Source organism: Peribacillus sp. FSL M8-0224 (assembly GCF_038003055.1).
Taxonomy (GTDB): domain Bacteria; phylum Bacillota; class Bacilli; order Bacillales; family DSM-1321; genus Peribacillus; species Peribacillus frigoritolerans.
The window spans coordinates 1,457,952-1,476,653 of the sequence record NZ_JBBOOJ010000001.1; the positions used below are offsets into that span (position 1 = coordinate 1,457,952).

Genomic DNA, 18,702 nt, shown 5'->3' on the forward strand with positions numbered 1-18,702 from the left:
AATTGAATAAAAGTACCTCAATTGGACATAATGGGTAGATGTTTAGCTGCTCTCAACGAGATTATGATAAGATAGGGAAAAAATCATATAAGGCAGTGAGATTGTGAAACAACAAAAAGGAAAACTTCTCGTTATCATTGGACCGACTGCTGTTGGGAAGACAAAGATGAGCATTGAGATGGCAAAGTTATTTAATGGTGAAATTATTAGCGGAGACTCCATGCAGGTTTATAAGGGGATGGATATTGGTACTGCAAAAATCAAGAGGGAAGAAACAGAAGGAATCCCTCATTATTTACTTGATATTAAAGAACCTGATGAACCATTTAGTGCAGCAGAGTTCCAGGAGCGAGCCAATGCTTGTATCGAGGATATCCAAAGCAGAGGTAAACTTCCCATTATCGTCGGCGGAACAGGATTATACATACAATCAGTCATCTATGATTATCAATTTTCGGAGGCTCCATCCGACCCTGTTTATAGGGAGGGACTTGAAAAACAGGTAAGGGAGTCAGGAATCGATCCTGTTTTTGAACAATTACGCAGCGTTGACCCTGAAAGCGCGAATCGGATTCACCCGAATAATGTAAGAAGGGTGATCAGGGCACTTGAGATTTTTCATTGTACTGGTAAAACCATGAGTGAGCAGCTAAATGAACAGCCTACAGAATTGAAATATGATACGTGCATCATTGGATTGACAATGGAACGTGAAAAGTTATATCAACGCATCGATCAACGTGTTGATGTCATGGTAGAACAAGGGCTGATTCAAGAGGTGGAGTCATTTCATGAAAAAGGTTTGAGGGATTGCCAATCGATCCAGGCTATAGGCTATAAAGAAATCTATGATTATTTTGATGGAAGGGCTTCATTGGATGAAGCCGTTGAGACATTAAAGCAAAACTCCCGTCGATACGCAAAAAGGCAATTGACCTGGTTCCGGAATAAAATGGATGTAATTTGGTTTGATATGACCGATCTCGAAGGTTTTCCAAAAAAAATACATGAAATATCTGGATTTATAGCAGGAAAGCTTTTCAGTGAAGGCGAATACATAAATTTAGAGAGAAAAGAGGAGGACTAATACATGAAACAATCAGTAAATATTCAAGATCAGTTTCTTAATCAATTACGTAAAGATGGTACGTATGTGACGGTATTTTTATTAAACGGGTTCCAGATTAGAGGACAAGTGAAAGGGTTCGATAATTTTACCGTTTTATTTGAATCGGAGGGCAAGCAGCAATTAGTCTATAAACATGCGATTTCTACATTTGCTCCACAACGTAATGTTCAGATCGATTACGAAGTGAAGGAATAATCATATATATGAATGTAAAAAACAGGTTTAGCTTATAGCGACCTGTTTTTTTTTGCATGCCCTTCTCTGTCCTTTTTCAAAGAATCGATAATTTTACGTACCTTATTTGAATATATATCAAGGGACGGATTATTTTCCGGGAAACCGCAGGAAATGACATTACCCCTAATATATTGGTGAATGGGAATGGGATTTGTCGTAATAAATCCTCCAATGAAAAAATCCTGTCAGAATAAGTCGCTTTTCAAGAAGGGAATGGGGCTTAATCACGAAAGGAATAAACGAATTTTCCGATGGGATAATTTTGGCTATGCAGCATTTGCCATGCCATCATAAAAAATTGTGGTGTTAGAGTCAGGGTCCAAGATGGAGAGGTGAATGAAATGGAACAACCGATCCGTATGAAAAATAACGGGCAAATCAATATTGTGTTTAATGCGGAAAACAGAAAAGCGCTACAAAAGGATCTGCCGATAAAAGAAATTTTGGTGCAGGAAATCCCCCACCAGCATGTGGCATTGAAAGAGATTGAAGATGAACTGAAATCGCTGGTTGGAATGGAAGAAATGAAACGGATGATAAAAGAGATATATGCCTGGATTTACATCAATAAACAACGTGAGGCAAAGGGGCTGAAGACTGGCCGGCAAGCGCTGCATATGATGTTTAAAGGAAATCCGGGAACAGGGAAAACAACGGTTGCACGTTTAATCGGGAAGTTGTTTCAAAAAATGAATGTACTTTCGAAAGGGCATTTAATTGAAGCGGAGAGGGCAGATTTAGTCGGGGAATACATTGGTCATACTGCCCAAAAAACCAGGGATTTAATTAAGAAGGCCATTGGCGGAATCTTATTTATTGATGAAGCCTATTCCTTGGGAAGAGGCGGCGAAAAGGATTTTGGAAAAGAAGCCATAGATACCCTTGTCAAGCATATGGAGGATCGGCAGCATGAATTCATTTTGATCCTTGCTGGATATTCGAGGGAAATGGAATATTTCCTAAGTCTTAATCCTGGCCTTCATTCCAGGTTCCCGCTCGTTATTGATTTTCCGGATTATACGATTGAACAGTTAATGGAAATAGCCGATCGGATGCTGCAGGAAAAGGAGTATCTTATGAATCGGGATGCCGAAAGGAAATTAAGGGAACATTTAATCATATTACGTTCATTCCGGGGACCTATTTCATTCTCTAACGGTCGTTATATCCGCAATATAATAGAAAAGTCAATTAGGGCGCAGGCGATGCGGCTTTTACTGGAAGATTCATTTGAAAAATCCGATTTATTGACGCTTACCAGCCAAGATTTGATTTTCGAGGATGAAGAGAAAGAATGACATGGAAAAGCCCACCAAGATGGCGGGCTTTTCAAATTTATGTTTTAGGCACCCATTTTTTATTAGGAAGATGCCAATTATTGGTGTAAGAAAGGACTCGCAATATCGTGATGACGGCAAAGAGCAAATAAAGCTGCCATGATTGGGATAAAACACCACTGCCTAAAGCCAAGCCTGCAATGATGGCCCATACTGCGTAGATTTCTTTTCTGAAGACCAATGGCTTTCTTCCGGCCAGCACGTCACGGAGTATCCCGCCGCCGCATCCGGTTAATGCAGCTGATACTATAATGGCGCTTATTGGATGATTAAGTTCCACGGCATACATCGCCCCTTGGATGGCAAAGGCTGAGAGGCCAATGGCATCACTGAGATTTCCCCATCTGTCCCAGTGCTTTGATAGGTTTGTAGGAAAAACAAAAACGATGGTGATGGATACTAAAGCGATGACAAAATAGAAACTTTGATCCCATAAAGCTGAAACGGGGACGCCGATCAACAGATTGCGGATTGCCCCGCCGCCAAAGGCGGTTATGATTCCTAAAATATAAACTCCTAAAATATCATACTCTTCTTCCATGGCGATGATGGTTCCGTTTATAGCGAATGCAATCGTACCTATGAAGCTTAATACTTCCCATGTCATATGAATGTCCCTCTATGTCTTTTCGATTTTGATGGTAAAGCCAAATTTGATTTTAGCATGGTATCGCAATTTTTAAAACGGTTAAAAGCTTCGTTTTGAGGAAATTTTTATATATTCAATTTTTTTGTTATGATTAACTGAAATCTACCAGAAGGTGGTGCATGTGATTTGGAAGAAGCAATAAAGGAAACGGCTGTCTTGATTGGGTGTCAAACAACTGAGACCAGTGAACATTTTGAATATTCACTCGATGAACTGGCTTCTTTGGCGAAGACTGCGAATGCTGAGGTTTTAATGACCATCTCCCAGAAAAGGGAAAGCGTCGATCCGGCTACATATATAGGAAAAGGAAAAGTGGAAGAACTCCGGAATCTGGAAGAGGAACTGGAGCCGGATTTATTTATCTTTAATGATGAATTATCCCCGAGCCAGATTCGGAACCTTTCGAAACAATTGGAGGCAAGGGTCATAGACCGGACACAGCTAATATTGGATATATTTGCTCAGCGGGCTCGATCCAGGGAAGGGAAGCTGCAGGTTGAACTTGCTCAGCTCCAATATTTATTGCCGCGTTTGGTTGGACAGGGGACGGCAATGTCCAGGCTAGGAGGCGGAATCGGCACAAGGGGACCAGGGGAGACGAAGCTGGAAAGCGACCGCCGCCACATTCGTGGAAAAATAGATGAAATAAAACAGCAATTAAGTGGAATAGTGAAGCATCGTGAACGCTATCGTGATAGAAGGAAACGTAATAAGACCTTTCAAATAGCACTTGTGGGATACACGAATGCAGGTAAATCAACGCTGTTCAACCGTTTGACGGAGGCGGATTCATATGAAGAGAACCAATTATTCGCTACGCTGGATCCCATGACACGAAAGGCGATTCTTCCTAGCGGATTTACCGTGCTGCTGACGGATACGGTTGGATTCATACAAGATTTGCCGACATCTTTAATTGCCGCATTCCGCTCTACCTTGGAAGAGGTGAAAGAAGCGGATCTGCTGTTACATGTGGTCGATTCCTCAAGTACCGATTACTTTAATCATCAGAAAACGGTGCAGGATTTGCTAAATGACTTAGATGTCCCTTCCATTCCACAGCTAACGTTGTATAATAAGAAAGATAAGGTTCACGCTGATTTTGTGAGATCAGCCAGTCGTGCTTCATTAATGATCAGTGCCTATGAACAATCGGATCTGAATGAAATCATGGAAGAAATTGAAAAGTACGTGATTGAAGAAATGATCCCGTATCATGTTTTCCTGCCATCGAGTGAGGGTAAACTATTATCACAGCTGAAAAATGAAACCATATTGCGCACTCTCTCCTTTAATGAAGAATCGGAAAGATATGAATGCAAAGGTTTTTGTCTAGCTGATCATCCAATAACCGGGCAGCTGGAGAAATATTCATTATAAAGGGGAATTTTGATGTATCAGCAGTTAACAAATGGAGAAGTGTTGAAAAACATTGCCCAGGAAGTGGAAGCAATGATTTCTCCATTACATAAGCAAGTGGACGAACGAATCGAAGAAAATCAATTTCGCGTATTACAAAGTTATCAAGCACATAAAGTGAGTGATTCCCACTTCATCCCGACTACTGGGTATGGATACGATGATATGGGCCGCGATACGCTGGAATTGATATACGCAGATGTTTTCGGAGCGGAAGCTGGATTGGTGCGCCCCCAAATTATATCAGGCACACACGCCATCTCCACCGCTCTTTTCGGCATATTGCGCCCAGGGGATGAATTGTTATACATAACTGGAAAGCCGTATGATACTTTGGAAGAAATCGTCGGTATCCGGGGGACGGGTATTGGATCTTTACGTGATTTTCAGATCAGCTATAAGGCCGTTCCGTTGGCGGAAACTGGAACCGTTGATTTCGAAGCCGTCAAACATGCCATTCAACCGAATACGAAGATGATCGGTATACAACGATCAAAAGGGTATGCTACACGTCCTTCCTTTACGATCGATGAAATAAAGGAAATGATTGCCTTTGTTAAAGGCATTAACCCGGAAATCGTCGTGTTCGTGGATAATTGTTATGGAGAGTTTGTTGAGACACAAGAACCATGTCATGTCGGAGCGGATTTAATGGCTGGTTCACTCATTAAAAATCCTGGCGGCGGGATAGTGAAAACCGGTGGATACATTGTTGGTAAAAAGGACCTGGTTGAAGCTTGCTCTTACCGGTTAACATCACCAGGAATAGGGGCTGAAGCAGGTGCTTCGCTTTATAGTCTGCTGGAAATGTACCAAGGATTCTTCCTGGCACCGCATGTCGTGGGCCAAGCTGTTAAAGGAGCGATGTTCACAGCGGCCTTTTTAGAAAAGCTCGGTATGAATACATCCCCAAAATGGGATGCGAAGCGAACTGACTTGATTCAATCCGTTCAATTTGATGAACGGGATAAGATGGTTGCCTTCTGTCAGGCCATCCAATATGCATCACCAATCAATTCACATGTGACACCATATCCTGCCTATATGCCAGGATATGAGGACGATGTAATCATGGCTGCAGGCACCTTTATACAGGGGGCCAGCATTGAACTGACGGCAGATGGTCCGACAAGGGCTCCATATGTTGCTTATGTTCAAGGCGGATTGACATACGCCCATGTTAAAATGGCTGTATTGTCTGCTGTGAATGCGCTAATGGACAAAAAGCTGATTCAATTGTAATTTGAAATTAAATAAGTTATGTTATGGGAATCCAGATACAATTGGATTCCAGTAAGAATAATAGTCATAATATTTGTGTAGTAACAAATCATTTAATTTTTCTGATAAAATCACGTCATAAAATGTAACATCATATTGACAAGTTTAATAACATGATATAAGATTATTTTAAGATAAACAAAAGGAGGATGCTAAGAATGAGCGGCAACAACATTCGGCGTTCGATGCCTCTTTTTTCCATCGGAATCGTCATGCAGTTAACTGAGTTGTCTGCACGCCAAATTCGGTATTACGAAGAGCATCAACTTATTACTCCTATGAGAACAGATGGAAATCGTCGGGTCTTTTCATTAAATGACATCGATCGACTGCTTGAGATTAAAGATTTAATCGAACAAGGAGTCAATCTGGCCGGCATTAAAAAGATTTTCACTGTAAAGGAACAGAATTTACCTAAAACTCAAGAATTAGAACAAGCGGAAAAAATAAGGCATGACCTTAGTGACGAGGAGCTTCGCAAGCTTCTGCGTGCCGAGCTTTTACAAGGAAGCAAGCATCGAACATCTCTTAGACAAGGGGATATGTCCCGTTTTTTCCAATAAAAAATATGATTTATGAATTATTAGGGGGAATAGAAATTGGCAAAGTTCACACGTGAAGACATCACTCGTTTAGCGAAAGAAGAAAATGTTAAGTACATTCGTTTACAATTCACTGACATTTTAGGGACAATTAAAAACGTTGAAATCCCAGTCAGTCAATTAGAAAAAGCACTTGATAATAAAATGATGTTTGATGGATCTTCCATTGAAGGCTTCGTTCGTATCGAAGAGTCTGATATGTACCTATATCCTGATCTAAATACATGGGTTATCTTCCCTTGGACTTCCGAAAAAGGTAAAGTGGCACGTTTGATCTGTGATATTTACAATACGGATGGAACTCCTTTTGATGGAGATCCACGTGCAAACCTAAAACGTGTTCTTGCAGAAGCAAGAGAAATGGGCTTCACAGATTTCAATCTTGGACCTGAACCTGAATTCTTCCTATTCAAACTGGATGCAGCAGGCGAGCCGACGCTGGAATTGAACGATAAAGGCGGATACTTTGACCTTGCACCTACTGACCTAGGAGAAAACTGCCGTCGTGATATCGTTCTTGAGCTTGAAGAAATGGGATTTGAAATCGAAGCATCCCACCATGAAGTAGCTCCAGGACAACATGAAATTGACTTTAAATATGCAGATGCGATTTCAGCTTGTGATAACATCCAAACATTTAAATTGGTTGTTAAAACGATTGCCCGCAAACATGGTTTACACGCAACATTCATGCCAAAACCATTGTTCGGTGTTAACGGATCTGGAATGCATTGTAACGTTTCTCTATTCAAAGGCAACGAAAACGCATTTTATGATAAAGAAGGTAAATTGGAATTAAGCAAAACAGCTGAGCAATTCATCGCAGGTATCATTAAGCATGCTCCAAGCTTCACTGCGGTAACAAACCCGACTGTTAACTCATACAAACGTCTAGTTCCTGGTTACGAAGCTCCTTGTTATGTTGCATGGTCTGCTAAAAACCGTAGCCCGCTAATCCGTATCCCAGCTTCACGCGGAGTAAGTACTCGCGTAGAGGTACGTAGTGTCGATCCAGCAGCAAACCCATACTTGGCACTTGCCGTTCTGCTAAAAGCTGGTCTTGACGGTATCAAGAACGACTTGACTCCTCCAGCTCCAGTTGATCGCAACATCTATGTAATGAATAAAGAAGAACGTGAAGAAGTAGGTATCGTTGATCTACCAGCTACTTTATATGCTGCATTGGAAACATTAAAATCTGATGAAGTCATCAAAGAAGCATTAGGTGAACATTTACTTGAACACTTCGTCGAAGCAAAAGAAATCGAGTGGGATATGTTCCGTACTCAAGTTCACCCATGGGAACGCGAACAATATATGTCAATGTATTAATAGCTTTAAAGCCTTGGTATTACTGAGTTTCTCAGTTGCCAAGGCTTTTTTTATTTTTATAAAATGAAAGGGAACGGGCTAGCTGACCACATTTCAAACTATTTTATTCAAATGGGCATAATCCATGTATCCCCAATGATAATCCATTCAAAGAAAAGCCCTTGGACTTACCCTTGTCTACTTGAGAGGGATAAGTCCAAGGGCTTCGTCTTTTTTGGTGTGAACTACCCACTACTTACTACTCTTCCAGGTTGCTTGAAGCATGAGACTTTTTTGGAAGAACGTTAAAACCTATTACTTATAAGGTGTTAATTTCAATTGATTCTTCCTTTGGCATCATCACAGTTCTTCGCAAATATTATACTAATATCAGTTATAGACTTTCCCAAGCTTACGGAATATTAGGGCCTTCTCGCCGCCTTAGTCCGGACTCAGCAAAGGGCTCAAAAATAAGGCCAAGCTTCCCAAAAAAAACTCCTAAAAGGGATAGAGTACATCCATAAGCACTTTTCATTGAGAAATGCGCCTATTTTGGAATGAAAGCCAATTGAATATTTGAACTTATTTGTTATTTCTATTGAAACATCAACAACACATTTTTTATTCAATGGAATATCATTTACCGATAAGATTTAGATTACATAACGAGGGAAACCCAATTGATCTGCATGTAAATTCATTCTGTTACGAAAGAGATAAGAATCCAGAAGAAAGGCAGTTCTTTTGAGAAAGTACAGTTTGATGAAATTATTGATGTAATTGTAGAAAATTAAAAAATCCTTCTAATTTTGAGAAGGGCTTTTTAATTACTAAACCATATTAATTTTAATGACTTTAAAGGGTAATTGTGCTCATAAAAAATAACCATTATGACAATAATTTCTAAATTAGTGTTACTTTGTAATTTTTCGTGGTACTATTGTAGCGATTCATAAAAAAGGAGTGTTAAATTATGAAAAAGAAGAGTTAGGAAAATTTATTACACTTGGTGCTATAGCTATTACTCTATCATTGGGTTTTTCAACCGCTACAAAGGCAGAAGAATACTCTGTTGCTGTCCAAACTAAGCTTGAAAGCATTAGCGCTAAATATCCAATAGGGGCTCAGCTTAGCACCGAAGATGCCATGTTTATCGCTGGGAATCTTGAAAAGGCAAATATTCTATCAAAAAAAACTAAAGGTTTTAATAAAACAAAATCAAAAGGCAGGCACACGACGAAAGTTGCAGGAACATATTATTCAAATTTAAAGGCAACTTCTGGATCCTTTGATGGGGATTTCACTACTACCATCACTACTAAAACAAATGCAAAATCACTAAAAAGTTCAATTTCACACACATCTTATGGTTTGAGGGCTTCAAAAAGTCTTTTTGTACTTTATAAAGGGAGCATAAACAGATCTTGTTCAAATCTGAAGAAATGCACATTTGATAATCTTAAAACTTATAGTGGCATTCCTGTATATGCAAATACATTTGCAAAATCTACAGTAATTTCTCAGATGGTACACAAATCACTGTAGCCCCATAAAATAGTGCAATAGAAGGGTGTCAAGTCATATTATGTTTGACCGTGTTCTTAGACTGAGGAAAAAAGGACATATAAAAATTCCTGAATAATGGACTTTTTTTACATGCCCATTATTCAGGTAAAGCTTAAATTCCTAGTTACTGTTAAGAATATACTGTTATACAATCCTATATGATTATATAGGGATTATTAGTAATTTAGTATTTCATTTCCAAAAAATTATGTTAATTTTAGTTAAATTGTCATTATCAAAGGGGAGCTCAAATTATGTCAGATATTAATTTTCTAAACATGCTTATAGTCTTACTTATATTGGTCGCAATAGGTTTTGGAATTTATAAGATAATAAAATTTATAAAAGCTTAATTTATAGTAATACCTCCTTGGCAGATATTTTATATAAAAATCCGAGATAAAAACCTTCCAAAAAACCTATGCCTCCTCTTTGGAAACAAAAGAGCCACAGTTTGCCAAATGTAAGCAAATAGTTGCTTTTAACTATAAGCAAGGTATAAAGGTAAGCGTCAAATATTCCCCACCTACTACTTGTAAATAGCTCATGAGATAATCTCCTTACATCATACATGTGGAGGTTTTTTTATGAAAAAACGCCTTATAAAGAAAGAATGGGAAGCTCACATCCAAGATTTTAAAGAAAGTGGATTATCAAAAGCTGCTTGGTGTCAAAAACAGAACCTGCCGGTTCATCGGCTATATTATTGGCTCAAGAAATTATCTCCTCAAGCTGATAGTCCAACTGAAAGTAAACGTACAAAATGGGTATCTGTGAATATCCCTCCAATAGAAGAAAAAATACATACCACCATCCGCATTCATTTTAAAGAAGCTACAATTGAAATAGATGCACCTTTTACTCCACAAGTGCTTTTACAAGTGATGCAGACGGTAAAACAGCTATGATACCAGAAACAGCCATTGAAAGGGTATGTATCGCACAAGGAGCTACAAGACTTACGTAAAGCTATTGATGGACTGGCAGCCATTGTAAAGGAAGAGTTTGATTTAGATCCCTTTTCTTCTTGTTTATTTGTCTTTTGCAATCGCTTACGCGATAAACTAAAGATTCTCGTGTGGAAACATAATGGTTTTTGGTTGCATTATCGCAGATTGGAAAAAGGAAAGTTTGACTGGCCAACTCAACATCCAAATGTGCCACTTACCATATCAAGAAGGCAACTGAGATGGCTTCTTGATGGATTTCCATTTGAACAAAAACAAGGGCATCAAGCTGTATATGCGAGAACAATCGTGTGAGAAATTCATATATTTAGAAGGGATTTGATTCATTTTGTCGAATGGATTCATCTATGAAAACAACATCCTCTCATCAAAATCAACCTACAATTGAATCTCTTCAAGCTCAAGTAGAAGAACTCACGGCAAAAGTGAGATGGTATGAAGAACAATTTCGTCTTAGCTAACAAAAACGGTTTGGTACGTCTAGCGAAAAAACAACGGAAAATCAACTCGCTCTAGAACTGTTTAATGAAGCTGAGAAAGAAAGTGACACCGAAGTACCCGAACCAGCTGTTGAAACCATCACCTATCGTCGTAAAAAGAAACGCGGTCATAGGGATGAGTCCGTCCAAAACCTTCCTATCGAAACGATTGAATATCGTTTGGCTGACGAGGAACAGGTTTGTTCATGCTGTGGTGGTGCTCTACATAAGATGAGTGTAGAAGTCCGTAAGGAACTGACGATTGTTCCTGCAGAAGTAAAGGTGACAGAACATAAGAGATACGTATATGCTTGCCGCAAGTGTGAACTAGATGAGGTTTCCACACCGATCGTGACTGCGAATATGCCAGCTCCTGCCTTTCCCAAAAGTATAGCTTCCCCGTCCATTATGGCGTATATCATGACTCAAAAATATGTAGAAGGATTGCCTCTTTATCGTCAGGAAAAGCATTTTGAACGAATGGGAATCTACTTATCGCGTCAAACGATGGGAAATTGGTTATTATACGGGGCTGATCAATGGTTAGTGATATTGTATAAAAGGATGCATGAGCATCTACTTGCTCGAACCATCCTTCATGCGGATGAAACAACCTTCCAAGTCTTACGTGAACCTGGTCGTGCCGCAACTACCAAGTCCTATCTGTGGTTATATCGCACAGGGCGAGATGATATCCCCATTGTTCTCTATGACTATCAACCAACAAGAGCAGGCGAACACCCGAAACGTTTTTTAACGGGTTATCAAGGTTATTTACAAGTGGATGGATATAGTGGTTACAATCAAGTACCGGATGTCACCCTTGTGGGATGTTGGGCGCATGCCAGACGTAAGTTTGATGAATCCTTAAAGGCTTTACCTGATTCACAGCAGGGAAAAAAGGTGAAGGCGAGCGAAGGGTTGTATTTCTGTAATCAACTGTATTCTATCGAAAGAAAGCTAAAACATGTCGACTCTACAGAACGATATGAGCAGCGACTGGAAAAAAGCAGGCCCATTCTGGACCTTTTTTCAGCATGGCTTTATGAACAAAAAGATCTCGTTCTACCAAAAAGCGCGCTAGGAAAAGCCATCACTTATTGTTTGAATCAATGGAATCATCTTGAAGCTTTTTTATTGGACGGACATTTAGAAATCGACAACAACAGAAGTGAACGTTCCATTAAGCCGTTTGTGATTGGGAGAAAAAATTGGATGTTTTCTAATACACCGCGAGGTGCTAGAGGGAGTGCCATCATGTATAGTGTGGTTGAAACGGCAAAAGAGAACGATTTGAGTCCCTATCATTATCTTCGCTATTTGTTTGAAACGCTACCAAATATGGATCTAACGAATAAAAAAGAAATAGATAAAGTCTTGCCGTGGTCATCTAGTTTACCCTCTGCATGCAGAGTACCGATAAAAAGTGAAGCAAACAAAACATAGTCCCGAAATACACCATCCATGTAGTATTTGGGGGCTACTTAACGTTTACGATTAACTGGAAGGGCTAGCTGCAATATTGCAGTTTATAATGGAGTAAGGAGGTAGGTGGGTTAAAGACGTATAGAATAAAACCTTCCATTTTCATAATCCGTTGGGTTACATCAAGAGTGATGCTACCCATCTAATATCGAAATTTCTTTGAGGAAGTATTTGCTATCGAAGATTGATTTAAATAATTTTTAAAAAAAGTGCTTCATTGAAACTTTTACTTCAACAATGTGAAACACTTAATCTGGACTAAGTATGTTAAAATAAATTGATAACTACATAAATAAATAGAATGGTAACTACATAAACAAATAGAGTGGGGAAGATGGAGTCATGAAATCTTTTTTAGTAAAAACAGGGTTACTAGTGGCATGTATGGTCAGTTTGTTTCATGGGAAAGCGACAGCAGAATCGGAAACAGAATGGTCATTGAATTGTGAACAATATGGTGACATTAAACCAAATGAAAACCCAACTTACCAACATATCAATTGTTTGTTGACAAACGCTGCAATCCAAGCGGATATTCCGCCTGAAGTCGTAAAAGGGATTGCCACAAGAGAATCATACTGGAGACAATTCGTCGATGGTAAGCCGTTCATCTCGAAGGACGGGGGAATTGGGATTATGCAAATCACAGATACAACCTTACCAGAGGAACAGCAAGAGCGCTTAAAGAATGATATTCTTTACAATATCGAAACAGGCGTACGTATTCTCAATAGCAAGGCCAGTTTGACTACGCTTCCGAGCATCAAAGGAGCAGGACGAGACATCATTGAAAATTGGTATTTTCCTGTCATGGCATACAATGGGGTCGTGCCAGTGAATAGCCCTCTATACCAAGAAACAGGAGAAATTAATCATGAGGCCTATCAAGAATTAGTTTTCAGAAAAATCGAAAAAGACAGTTTCGGAAAAATCGAAGAAGAAAGTTACAGGGGCGATACCATCTTAGCAAGGTATCCATTTGACATAAAGTATTTCAAATACGACAGAGAAAGTGATAAGCCCATTGAATTCCTAAAGCCCGAATATATCGTACAGGGTGTTCATGAGACAACGATCAAATTAAAAGCAGGGGACCGAGTACTGACAACTGAGTATGACGTTAAATTACGAAAAAAACCAGGGTCACCGGATTATAAAAGGTTGCCGATCAATACACCCTTACTAATTGAAGGCACATTTGAATTTGATGAGTCTGAAATCAGTCAAAATCAATTTGTCTGGTTTCCAGCAAAAACACTCGATGGACAGTATAGTGGATACGTTTCATCGGCTTATATCGAGAAACAAGTCGCGTTTAAAGCCGCATCTTCTTCCTATAATAGTATTAAAACTAGCTGGGCGGCAGTAAGCGGTGCATCAGGGTATGAGATTTATCGATCGACATCAAGCACAGGTACGTATTCTAAGGTTGGAACGACGACATCCACAAGTTTTATGAATAGCGGCCTGACAACCAATCAATCGTATTATTACAAAATGAGAGCATACCAAACGGTTGGAAGTACCAGAGATTATAGTAATTATTCAGCTATTGTTACGGCAAAACCGTTACCAGCTGTACCAAGTTCAGTTAAAGCCGCATCTTCTTCCTATAATAGTATTAAAACTAGCTGGGCGGCAGTAAGCGGTGCATCAGGGTATGAGATTTATCGATCGACATCAAGCGCAGGTACGTATTCTAAGGTTGGAACGACGACATCTACAAGTTTTATGAATAGCGGCCTGACAACCAATCAATCGTATTATTACAAAATGAGAGCTTACCGAACGGTTGGAAGTACCAGAGTTTATAGTAATTATTCAGCTATTGTTACGGCAAAACCATTACCAGCTGTACCAAGTTCAGTTAAAGCCGCATCTTCTTCCTATAATAGTGTAAGAACTAGTTGGACCGCAGTAAGTGGAGCAAGTGGGTATGAAGTATATCGGGCCACATCAAGCACAGGGACTTATTCTCTTGCAGGATCAACAACCTCAACAAGTTATACTAATACAGGACTTACAACGAATAAACCATATTATTACAAAATTAGAGCTTACAGGACCGTAGGAAGTATGAAGGTATATAGTAATTATTCAACTGTAGTTACTGCAAAACCAGTACCAACTGTTCCAACTAATTTTAAGGCAACCAGAATAAGTTCAACCAGCTTAAAGCTGACATGGGTCTCTGTATCTGGAGCAAGTGGCTATGAACTTTACAGGTCTACATCATTCTCAGGAACATATAATCTACTAAAAAGCACAACTTCCTTATATTATACAAATAGTAGTTTAACAACAGGAAAGACATATTATTATAAATTAAGAGCATATAGAACGGTTGGCACAACAAAGGTATACAGTGGTTGGACAACAATAATTAGTGCCAAACCTTAATTATTATTACCTGAATATGTATAAAAAGCTGACAAAATCAAAGCCCCCACTTCATACAGGAGGGGGCTATTTTCTTTTCACGGACAATTTATCAATTAAGGTGTACCATTACTTTTAGTTCCGTTACATCTTCCTTGAGAGGTTGATAATCTAAAAAATGCCATTTCAAAAGCGTAAAAATACGCTTATAGTAAGGTGAACAAAGCTACATCATCACTTTATTATTTTTTCTACAATCAGCAGTCCGCACATGTTGAATGTGTCTCGCAGCTCATTTTAAAATAAGGCAACTAACCCTTATGGGAGTTGCCTTCTTATGTTTATTGTAATGGATTTACAAAGCTGTATTTAATATGAATTGTTATGTCTAACGGGTGCGATTCCCAATAATGAAGGATCGCTTTTTCTTATTCGAGTAAAAGGAAGTTTTATGGAAGAAGGAGTTTGTGTATTATTTGTAGAAGTTTAAAAAGTTACAAACGAATGGTTTGAGGAATTTCTCTGAACGACCTAATTTTTATTTTAGGAGGGAACAACATGGAAGTTTTTGCGAAATATTTAGCGGGTATCGATAACCCCGAGCACTGCGAACGAACAGAGGAAATTTTGGCGTGGGTTGCTAATAAATTCCCCAATTTGGAATCACAAATCAAGTGGAATACGCCATTGTTTTCCGATCACGTATAAAGTACATGAAAAGAGTAAAGCAAGTATTAGCCTATCCTGTAGTCGGACGGTTTAACAACACGACTTAAACTCGTTATACTTTTTTGGTTTTTAAATTTATAAAAGTGAAAAGTATAGTAAAAAATACTGCCAAAAAATCACCCGATAAATGCCCGATAATTCTTGAGTTATTATGATAAATGAATTTTAGTGAATGCTAATAAATAGGCGTTTTTGTGAAAGTTTGGTAGAATAGTTCTTTTTATAGCTCATGTTTAAAACAGAAACTAATGATTTGTTACTTGCTGTAGCAAAGGGTACAAAAAATGGGCCTGTATTCTATATTAGGCTCAGGCATTTCTTCATTTTTATAGATTTCTTGATCAGTTATTTTTTAATCTTTAATAATTGTTTTAAAATCTTGTAATAATTCATTTGTCTCTTCGTTATAAGATTTTGTATGGATAACTTTAGATCCATCATCCATAACCTCCGTTATTTCAATATACCGGATTTGGTTGCCATCGATTGATAAAATATAATCGAACTTCTTATCGGTTTCTTTAATTATTGTTAAAGATTCTTCTAATACATGTATTTCAGAATTGGCTGAAGTTTTACTTGGTAGGGCGACTAATACTGTACCAAGTAATAATATAAAACTCATGAAAAATGCAGTACCTTTTTTAAAATTCATCGCCTTCATTCCTTCCTTTTAAATATATGTACATGTACATATATAAACCTACCATAAAAAAAGGGGAATAGGAATAAATATTCAGAGTATTTCTGCTTTTTTCTATTATCATGTTACTATTTACTTATATATGAATAAATAGAAAAACATAAAATCACGATGAAAGCTAAAAAAAGTATTATGCCTATAAGAAAATTAACAGTTAAATAAATTGCCGAGATATTTAAAAGCGCAATTAAAATAAATATATTTATCTTATCTTTAATTTTTAAGAAACATATAAAAATTAAAGATAAAATGAATAAGGAACTTGCTAAATAAAATATTGAATCATATTCTAAGTTATCGCTATACGTTAATAAAACAATCCAGTATAAAACTATAAGTGTTACGATACTAATTATTTTTTTCATAGATTCACCCTCCTTTTTATATGTAAACATATCAAGGTTAAATTATCATATATTATCCTAAAATGTTAGTTTTTGTGGTTATTCAATTAGTAATAAGTCCCATATCAAAATATAACTTGTCCAATAACTTTTTCACAATTCCCAATTCCATTGAAGTATGCAAATGGTACTTTATCATATTTACTCCGCTCTTCAACTTCATGTCAAATTTCTTAAACGCGCGTGTCTTCAACATAATGCCTGTGTAGTAGTCGCTTTATTGGTTTTGTGGCTTTGCGCTTTTATCACCCATCTTGCTAAAACTATTTCAGCAATCCGAGTAATCTGATTCCAAGCCAAGAAAAAGAAGAATTAAACCAGTTGGTGGGTCTGTGAGGAGGAATAAAAAAGCACCAATAAGGTGCAGGTGCTCAGTTAAATATCTTTTTAAAGTAATGAATATTCACTATGTTAATAGCAATTCCGATTATCGTAAACATAATTATATCAATTAGATTAGTTTCATCCATAGAATGATAAGGAGCGAAAAGTTCAATATATGTATAAGCAATGATAAATAAAGGTATTGACCATACGAAGGTATGCAAGAATAGAGGAATCGTTAAGCTAAAGAATGGTAAGAAAAAATCTAAATCTTTTCTACTTCTCTTTTTATAAATAACGATTAACAGATAGACTGCAATTACATCGATAATTGAAGTCAAAATTAAATCTATAACATCATATCCATTCATGGTTGAAGGGTTATAAACTACAGGATATGCAAGTACTGAAAGAGTAAATATTCCCCAGAAGAATATACGGTATCTTTTCTTTTGTTTGTTGGTTATTGTTCCTTCCTGTAAAGCTTTGACGAGTTTGTTAATATTCCAGAAATACATTGTTGTCCCCTTATGTAGTACAGTATCAGACTAATTATAGGTTAGGATTTACTCAAAAGCCATCTTTATTAAGATAGTAGGAAAGGTCTAGGGTCCCACAATAACAAAAACAGCCTGACAAGCTAAGAAGTTCTATAAGTAAATGAAACGGTTTACGAGCGAATGACTAGGAGTTGTTGCTTAGCTTGGCAGAGTACAGGACAGATGAGCAGCAGAAGAAGGTTTTAGGTCACGTGTATGGAACGAGATAAGACATGTTCAACTAAGCTTATACACGATTAACAGTTTTATTTATTCAAAATTAAGACTATTTAGTTTACTTAGTTTGATAGGTAATATATACTAGAAAAAAACCATTAGGAGTTGACTTTATGCTTAATCGGATCCGAAATAAATTGATTCCCACACAAGAAACGGCAGAAGAAGTAGATAATATCTACGCTATTTTACCCCCGCCAGGAACCATTATTGATGAGGCAACTGATGAAGAAATGGAAAAGGCAGCCGAGCTTGAAATTAGACATATGGCTTTCATGAGGTTGCAGGATATGAATATACAATTTGACGGTGCATCTTATAAAGAACTATTAAAAGAGTTTCAAGACTTTGAAGCCGATTCGTGTAATTTTTGGAGAGGTGTAGCAAGACGCATATCTGTTCCGTATGAATGGCCAATAAGAATTGATCATGCAAACGGTCCTATTTATGTTGGTGGTCACGATTTATATGATGGAGAGAAAGAAGAGAAAGAAGAGAGTGATATTTACGCTTAACACATAGTCGGAAAGGTTCATATATGAGTTGGTAAGGTATTATTAATAGATTTAGAGCGTTAGCCAAAAGGGGTAAAGCTCTTTGTGTTTACAAATAGCTAGTAATATTATATTGTTAAAATCTTTCATGAATAGTGGTGTTGATAAAAAAACTAGTCATATAAGTATTTCATGACCTCTACGACGAGGGTTTAACTTATTTTTTCATAACTTCAAAAAAAGATAAAAATCTTTTACGTTTTATATTTTTACTTCATTCACTCTTTTTCCCTTAGATGCAGTTGCGGGAACATTGCCTTTTGTCCAAGGTAAAAGCTATAAACATTACTAATAGAAAGACCAATTTTCCAAGAACAAAGTGGATGAAAGATTGGTTAGCTATGGAAAAGTATATAGACTTGGTCCACTA

General features: G+C 37.7%; 15 protein-coding genes and 2 pseudogenes. 14 read left to right on the plus strand and 3 right to left on the minus strand.

The features are described 5' to 3' along the window. Positions 1-166: 166 nt before the first annotated feature. From miaA to spoVK, 3 genes are all read left to right on the plus strand, one after another. Entirely contained in the window at positions 167-1,087 is a 921-nt protein-coding gene (miaA, locus tag MKX49_RS07100; RefSeq protein ID WP_048680990.1) for a tRNA (adenosine(37)-N6)-dimethylallyltransferase MiaA, read from the plus strand. 3 nt (positions 1,088-1,090) lie between these two features. Beyond that, complete coding sequence (gene hfq, locus MKX49_RS07105; protein WP_034313436.1) at positions 1,091-1,324, plus strand: RNA chaperone Hfq; 234 nt, start codon at positions 1,091-1,093, stop codon at positions 1,322-1,324. A gap of 383 nt (positions 1,325-1,707) precedes the next feature. Continuing rightward, positions 1,708-2,664 (plus strand): stage V sporulation protein K, encoded by a 957-nt coding sequence (spoVK, locus tag MKX49_RS07110; RefSeq protein ID WP_034313433.1) that lies wholly within the window; start codon positions 1,708-1,710, stop codon positions 2,662-2,664. A gap of 37 nt (positions 2,665-2,701) precedes the next feature. On the opposite strand, the gene MKX49_RS07115 is transcribed toward spoVK, so the two are convergent. Continuing rightward, a complete protein-coding gene (locus MKX49_RS07115) occupies positions 2,702-3,310 on the minus strand; it encodes a trimeric intracellular cation channel family protein (protein ID WP_340875832.1) in 609 nt (202 codons plus the stop codon). A gap of 168 nt (positions 3,311-3,478) precedes the next feature. On the opposite strand from MKX49_RS07115, the gene hflX reads away from it, so the two are divergent. The 10 genes and pseudogenes from hflX to MKX49_RS07165 form a co-directional block, all read left to right on the plus strand. Then, positions 3,479-4,732 (plus strand): GTPase HflX, encoded by a 1,254-nt coding sequence (gene hflX / locus MKX49_RS07120; RefSeq protein ID WP_048680932.1) that lies wholly within the window; start codon positions 3,479-3,481, stop codon positions 4,730-4,732. Positions 4,733-4,744: 12 nt separating this feature from the next. Then, positions 4,745-6,013, plus strand: coding sequence for a methionine gamma-lyase family protein (locus MKX49_RS07125; protein ID WP_340875833.1), 1,269 nt, complete (start codon positions 4,745-4,747; stop codon positions 6,011-6,013). 197 nt (positions 6,014-6,210) lie between these two features. Then, positions 6,211-6,615: a MerR family transcriptional regulator gene (locus MKX49_RS07130; RefSeq protein WP_048680941.1), complete on the plus strand. Its 405-nt coding sequence runs from the start codon at positions 6,211-6,213 to the stop codon at positions 6,613-6,615. A 36-nt stretch (positions 6,616-6,651) separates the two neighbouring features. Then, positions 6,652-7,986 carry a type I glutamate--ammonia ligase gene (glnA, locus tag MKX49_RS07135; RefSeq protein ID WP_034313424.1) on the plus strand — a complete coding sequence of 445 codons (1,335 nt, stop codon included), beginning with the start codon at positions 6,652-6,654 and terminating at the stop codon, positions 7,984-7,986. 942 nt (positions 7,987-8,928) lie between these two features. Next, complete coding sequence (locus tag MKX49_RS07140; protein ID WP_340875835.1) at positions 8,929-9,510, plus strand: hypothetical protein; 582 nt, start codon at positions 8,929-8,931, stop codon at positions 9,508-9,510. A 608-nt stretch (positions 9,511-10,118) separates the two neighbouring features. Then, complete coding sequence (gene tnpA / locus MKX49_RS07145) at positions 10,119-10,439, plus strand: IS66 family insertion sequence element accessory protein TnpA (protein WP_057276191.1); 321 nt, start codon at positions 10,119-10,121, stop codon at positions 10,437-10,439. A 15-nt stretch (positions 10,440-10,454) separates the two neighbouring features. Further along, positions 10,455-10,793, plus strand: a complete 339-nt coding sequence (gene tnpB, locus MKX49_RS07150) for an IS66 family insertion sequence element accessory protein TnpB (RefSeq protein WP_340875836.1) — start codon at positions 10,455-10,457, stop codon at positions 10,791-10,793. 41 nt (positions 10,794-10,834) lie between these two features. After that, positions 10,835-12,424, plus strand: a pseudogene (tnpC, locus tag MKX49_RS07155) (IS66 family transposase). Between the two features lie 381 nt (positions 12,425-12,805). Continuing rightward, complete coding sequence (locus MKX49_RS07160) at positions 12,806-14,863, plus strand: transglycosylase SLT domain-containing protein (protein WP_340875837.1); 2,058 nt, start codon at positions 12,806-12,808, stop codon at positions 14,861-14,863. Between the two features lie 537 nt (positions 14,864-15,400). Continuing rightward, positions 15,401-15,544: pseudogene (locus MKX49_RS07165) on the plus strand (iron chaperone); the annotation flags it as partial. Positions 15,545-15,923: 379 nt separating this feature from the next. Here the strand turns inward: MKX49_RS07165 and MKX49_RS07170 are convergent. Further along, the gene (locus MKX49_RS07170) at positions 15,924-16,226 is read right to left on the minus strand and encodes a hypothetical protein (protein WP_340875838.1); all 303 of its coding nucleotides are present in this window, start codon (positions 16,224-16,226) and stop codon (positions 15,924-15,926) included. An 823-nt stretch (positions 16,227-17,049) separates the two neighbouring features. Then, positions 17,050-17,520: a hypothetical protein gene (locus tag MKX49_RS07175; RefSeq protein ID WP_340875839.1), complete on the minus strand. Its 471-nt coding sequence runs from the start codon at positions 17,518-17,520 to the stop codon at positions 17,050-17,052. A 371-nt stretch (positions 17,521-17,891) separates the two neighbouring features. On the opposite strand from MKX49_RS07175, the gene MKX49_RS07180 reads away from it, so the two are divergent. After that, on the plus strand, positions 17,892-18,293 hold the full coding sequence (locus MKX49_RS07180; protein WP_340875840.1) for a hypothetical protein: 402 nt from the start codon (positions 17,892-17,894) through the stop codon (positions 18,291-18,293). The last annotated feature ends 409 nt before the right edge of the window (positions 18,294-18,702 follow it).

What these genes read in the sequence shown, in the direction of transcription:
- miaA (WP_048680990.1), top strand. Translation starts at nt 167, where the DNA reads ATGAGCATTGAGATGGCAAAGTTATTTAATGGTGAAATTATTAGCGGA.
- hfq (WP_034313436.1), top strand. Translation starts at nt 1,091, where the DNA reads ATGAAACAATCAGTAAATATTCAAGATCAGTTTCTTAATCAATTACGT.
- spoVK (WP_034313433.1), top strand. Translation starts at nt 1,708, where the DNA reads ATGGAACAACCGATCCGTATGAAAAATAACGGGCAAATCAATATTGTG.
- MKX49_RS07115 (WP_340875832.1), bottom strand. Translation starts at nt 3,310, where the DNA reads ATGACATGGGAAGTATTAAGCTTCATAGGTACGATTGCATTCGCTATA.
- MKX49_RS07125 (WP_340875833.1), top strand. Translation starts at nt 4,745, where the DNA reads ATGTATCAGCAGTTAACAAATGGAGAAGTGTTGAAAAACATTGCCCAG.
- MKX49_RS07130 (WP_048680941.1), top strand. Translation starts at nt 6,211, where the DNA reads ATGAGCGGCAACAACATTCGGCGTTCGATGCCTCTTTTTTCCATCGGA.
- tnpA (WP_057276191.1), top strand. Translation starts at nt 10,119, where the DNA reads ATGAAAAAACGCCTTATAAAGAAAGAATGGGAAGCTCACATCCAAGAT.
- MKX49_RS07160 (WP_340875837.1), top strand. Translation starts at nt 12,806, where the DNA reads ATGAAATCTTTTTTAGTAAAAACAGGGTTACTAGTGGCATGTATGGTC.
- MKX49_RS07170 (WP_340875838.1), bottom strand. Translation starts at nt 16,226, where the DNA reads ATGAATTTTAAAAAAGGTACTGCATTTTTCATGAGTTTTATATTATTA.
- MKX49_RS07175 (WP_340875839.1), bottom strand. Translation starts at nt 17,520, where the DNA reads ATGTATTTCTGGAATATTAACAAACTCGTCAAAGCTTTACAGGAAGGA.
- MKX49_RS07180 (WP_340875840.1), top strand. Translation starts at nt 17,892, where the DNA reads ATGCTTAATCGGATCCGAAATAAATTGATTCCCACACAAGAAACGGCA.